Source organism: Candidatus Protofrankia californiensis (genome assembly GCF_900634765.1).
GTDB lineage: Bacteria > Actinomycetota > Actinomycetes > Frankiales > Frankiaceae > Protofrankia > Protofrankia californiensis.
Genome location: NZ_CAAAFT010000063.1, coordinates 4430 through 8986 on the forward strand (window position 1 = coordinate 4430; position 4557 = coordinate 8986).

Sequence of the window (4557 nt, forward strand, 5' to 3'; positions counted from 1 at the left end):
GTCCCCGCCGGGTCCAGTCCCGTTGTCGATCGCGGGATCGGGCCCGGCGGACATCGGGGGCCAGCCGAGGCCAGTCCGGGGAGCCAGCTGAGGTCAGTCCTCCTGGCTGTCGTCCGGTTCGCCGGGGGCGTCCTCGGCGAGGATGCGGTAAAGCGCACGGCGGGCATCCACGAGGATCTTCTGCGCGGCTTGGACCTGGGCGTCGCTGCCGGCCTGAGCGACCTGCACGACCGCCGCGCCCACTCCGAACGCCAGTGACCGCAGATCGGTCAGGCCGTGGTCGGCGGCAGCCGCGGCCGTGTCCCATGGTTTGGGCTCGTCCGCGCGGGCATCGGTGTAGGCGCGTCCCGCGTCGGTCAGGTGGAACACCCGCTTGCCGTCACTTTCCTCGGCTCGGACGAGTTCCTCGTCGGTGAGCAGCTGGAGGACGGGGTAGACCGAACCGGGACTTGGCCGCCACGCACCGTGGCTGCGTTCGGCAAGCTCGTTGATCATTTGATAGCCGTGCATCGGGGCCTCGGCGAGCAGGGCGAGAAGCGCCGTGCGGACGTCGCCGCGCCTGACCTTCGCGCCGCGACCGCGGCCGCCGGGGAAGAAACCCCGAGCGCCCGGGCCGAAGCCAGGGCTGGGAAAGCCCGGTCCGGGTAGCGGGCCGGGGAAGTCGGGGCCGAACGGGACGGCACCGGGCGCACCGTGCCTGCCGTATCCACCGTGCCTGCTGTGGTGCCACCTGCCGCGATCTTCGGCGGCTGCCGTCTGGATGCGGTCGAACCCGGGGCCGTCGTGCCTACCGCGGCTCCAGGGCCATGATCCGGGAAATTCCTGTGCGTGCACGATGACTCTCCAATCGTTGTATCGCGTTCGCTCACGATATATCGCGATGCACCGTTGGACAAGGTGGCGGGAGCCTCGGCCTCCGGCGATGGCGATGGCGATGGCGGCGATGGCGATGGCGGCATCGGATCCGGGTGGATTTCACGATCTTGTGACAGGGCCGGGGAGGCCTGTGTGGCCAGTTCCCGTGGGCGCTATCCGGAACCATCCTCCGAATAGCGCCATCCGGCGCAAACCAGAATTAAGCATTGCCCGAAAATAATCAGATTCTCAAGGTAACTGGACGGTTACGTTCTTGTCGGCGCGTCCGCACTCCGCAGAATTCCGGGCCAACTTGTTGACAGCCCCGCTTGTCGACTGACATAGTGCATAACATGCCAAGGGATATCAGACTGTCGGTTCGGCGCGCGGTGGACTTCCTCCGTGTCGCCAGCGCCATGTGTTCCGTCTGACCTGGTTCTCTTCTGCCGGCCGCAACGGCCGTAGCACACATCCTGCGTCAGGTTCGTCTTTTTCTCGCCGACCATTCCAGCGGGAATGGCGTTGCGTCAACGGTGCCACCTTGATTTCCCGTGGCTGTCATTTTCGTGCTGCGTATCGCCGTGATATCAGGTCGATTTTCAACGGTGCGGCCGATCGATGTCACTTTACCGCCGCCCGGGGCCGTGCAGGCCGGCTGACCGGTCCGCAGACAAACCCGAGAGGAATTACGACCTTACCATGCACCACAGTGTTCGACGTGCTGTTCGGCGCCGACCGAGGGTTCTTCCAGTAGCCGTCGCCCTGGTCGCGACGCTGATTCTGGCGGCCTGCGGGCAGGATGACGGCGGCGGTGCTGCCGGGGCCGAACAGACCGAACTGCGCTATCAGGGATCCGTCGGCGCGGTCACACCGGTGGAGCTTGCGGCCGACCTCGGTTACCTCGGCCCGATCACGCTCAAGTGGATCGGTAACACGATCAGCGGCCCGCAGGACATCCAATCGACCGCCACCGGGGACGTCGACTTCGGTTCGGCTTTCAACGGGGCGATCATCAAGCTGATCGCCGCAGGTTCGCCGATCAAGTCGGTGGTCGGTAGCTACGGGACCGACGCAGAGACCTTCATCGGATTTTATACCCTTGACGGAAGCTCGATCCAATCACCCCGGGATCTGATCGGAAAGAAAGTCGGGATGAATACGCTGGGGGCGCATCTCGAAGCGGTTCTGGACGAGTACCTCAAACGAGGCGGCCTCAGTCAGGAAGAGATCAAAAAGGTTATCCCAACCGTCGTTCCGCCGGTCAACACCGAGCAGTCCCTACGCGAGAAGCAGATCGACGTCGCGGCGCTTGGCGGAATTCTTCAAGATAAGGCGCTGACCCGGGGAGGAATTCATCTCCTTTTCAGTGATCGCGAGCTGTTCGGTCCGTTCACGGCCGGAAGCTACGTACTGAGGGATGACTTCATCAAGAAGAATCCGACGACCACCAGGCAGTTCGTGGAAGGAGTGGGCAAGGCCATCGAATGGTCCAGGACGACTCCTCGCGAGCAGGTCGTCGCCCGGTTCAAGGACATTATTGCCAAGCGTGACCGCAAGGAGGACACGACCGCGATTCAATTCTTCAAGGGATACGGGATCGCCGGCAAGGGTGGGCTCATTCAGGATGCGGACTTCACCCGGTGGACCGACTGGTTGAAAGTGAACGGTCAGCTGAAGAAGGACGTCGCTCCGGCCGAACTTTTCACCAACGCGTTCAACCCCTTCCGGGCGGGTTCCTGACGGACTCGTTCCCGTGAAGGTCGCGGAGAGATTTCACGGGGTCGCCGGAACGGTACGATCACGGCTCTTCGCGCCACTGGAGAGCCAGGGAAACCCAGCCCCAGCCCCGGACGCGGGATTCCCGACGCCGCCGCCCGCGGCGCCGGGAATCATCCTTCACCGACACCGAGAGATGATCGGCAATGAGCACAATAGAATTCAGGAACGTCACGAAGAGGTTCGCCGTCCGCAGCCACGGCGGCCTGCGCAGCACCGTCAGCGAGTTCACCGCGGTCGACGGCGTGGATCTGCACATCCGCAGCGGTGAGTTCCTGGCTCTGGTCGGTCCCAGCGGCTGCGGGAAGTCCACCCTGCTTGACATCCTCGGTGGGTTGACCGGCGTGAGCGGTGGTCAGGTACTCGTCGACAACACCCCGATCTCAGGTCCCGGGCTTGACCGGGGGATCGTCTTCCAGCAATATGCACTGTTCCCGTGGCGGACCGCCCTCGGCAATGTCGAATTCGGCCTCGAGGCCAAGAAGGTGGCGCGGTCGCAGCGTTCAGCCCTGGCCCGGCATTACCTCGACCTCGTGGGGCTCAGCGGCTTCGAGCATCGATATCCCCACGAACTGTCGGGCGGTATGAAACAGCGGGTGGCGATCGCGCGGAGTCTGGCCTACGACCCGGCCGTGCTGCTGCTCGACGAGCCTTTTGCCGCGTTGGACGCCCAGACGCGCGAGACCCTGCAGGACGAACTCCTGCGGATCTGGGGTAAGACCGGCAAGACGATTCTTTTCGTCACACACGGTATCGACGAAGCGGTGTACCTCGGTCAGCGGGTCGCGGTGATGACGTCCCGTCCCGGCCGGATCAAGCAGATCGTCGACATCCCCATCACCGCCCGTACGGACGGGAAGGACCTGCGCTCCGACCCCGATTTCGTTCGCTACCGGCATCAGGTCTGGGAGCTGTTGCACGAGGAGGTGGCCAGGGCTCAGCAGGCCGAGCGTGACGAGCAGTCCTCGCGTGAGCGGGCGTCCAGCAGCCCCGGCGCGACCTCCGGCGACGCGGCGCTCACGGATGTCGTGGGGCATGGAGAGAAGGAAGTGACCAGCGTTGGCCATCGTTGACGAAGCCCGTACCGGGGCTGAAACCCGGCTTGCCGCCACCCCCCGATCACCGGCCGCCATCCCTCGCCGCGGGCGGCTGCTCGCGGCGCGCAGGATCAGCGCCGGGATCTCCCGCCGGGTTGTGGGCATTCTGGTCCTGCTGGCGGCCTGGGAGGTGCTCCCGCGGGTCGGTGCGGTCGATCGGGTGTTCCTGCCACCCTTCTCCGAGGTCGCCGACGAATGGGTGGTGCTGCTTCACGGTGGCGACCTGTGGGAGCACACCTCCGCGAGCCTCACCCGGGCAGCCAGCGGCTTTGCCCTCGCCATCCTGATCGCGCTTCCGTTGGGGCTGCTCATCGGTTGGTTCCGGCTGGTGGACCAGTTCCTCAACTCAGTGCTGGAGGTCTTCCGTAACACCGCTCCGCTGGCCTTGCTCCCGGTATTTGTACTGATCTTCGGACTGGGGGAGACCTCGAAGATCGCTATCATTGTCTATGCCTGCGTCTGGCCGCTGCTGCTGAACACGATCAGCGGTGTCCGGGGCGTGGACCCCCTGCTCGTCAAATCCGCGCGGTCGATGGGGCTGTCGTCGCTGCGGCTGTTCCAGAAAGTCATTCTTCCCGCCGCCGTGCCCACGATCTTCACGGGTATCCGGCTGGCGGGAGCCTATGCCATCCTGGTGCTCGTCGCGGCCGAACTGGTCGGTGCCAAGGCTGGGCTCGGCTACCTGATCAACTATGCCCAGTCGAACTTCGCGATCCCTGAGATGTACGCAGGAATCATCACGATCTCGGCTATCGGCCTCATCATCAACCAGGGACTGCTCGCCCTGGAACGGCGCTTCACCAGGTGGCGGGTGGCCCCGAATGCCTAG

The 4557-nt window shown here is 64.7% G+C and carries 4 protein-coding genes; 3 read left to right on the top strand and 1 reads right to left on the bottom strand.

Annotated features, from left to right (window positions below):
* Positions 1–93: 93 nt before the first annotated feature.
* Positions 94–834: a PadR family transcriptional regulator gene (locus DD1DGNOD_RS03705; RefSeq protein ID WP_131769446.1), complete on the bottom strand. Its 741-nt coding sequence runs from the start codon at positions 832–834 to the stop codon at positions 94–96.
* A 720-nt stretch (positions 835–1554) separates the two neighbouring features.
* On the opposite strand from DD1DGNOD_RS03705, the gene DD1DGNOD_RS03710 reads away from it, so the two are divergent.
* From DD1DGNOD_RS03710 to DD1DGNOD_RS03720, 3 genes are all read left to right on the top strand, one after another.
* Positions 1555–2595, top strand: coding sequence for an ABC transporter substrate-binding protein (locus DD1DGNOD_RS03710; protein ID WP_131769447.1), 1041 nt, complete (start codon positions 1555–1557; stop codon positions 2593–2595).
* 182 nt (positions 2596–2777) lie between these two features.
* Positions 2778–3704, top strand: coding sequence for an ABC transporter ATP-binding protein (locus tag DD1DGNOD_RS03715; protein WP_241251204.1), 927 nt, complete (start codon positions 2778–2780; stop codon positions 3702–3704).
* On the top strand, positions 3691–4557 hold the full coding sequence (locus tag DD1DGNOD_RS03720; protein ID WP_131769448.1) for an ABC transporter permease: 867 nt from the start codon (positions 3691–3693) through the stop codon (positions 4555–4557). Before DD1DGNOD_RS03715 ends, DD1DGNOD_RS03720 begins: the two co-directional genes overlap by 14 nt.

Excerpts from the sequence above, each read along its gene's own strand:
- DD1DGNOD_RS03710 (WP_131769447.1), top strand. The coding sequence starts at position 1,555 with ATGCACCACAGTGTTCGACGTGCTGTTCGGCGCCGACCGAGGGTTCTT.
- DD1DGNOD_RS03715 (WP_241251204.1), top strand. The coding sequence starts at position 2,778 with ATGAGCACAATAGAATTCAGGAACGTCACGAAGAGGTTCGCCGTCCGC.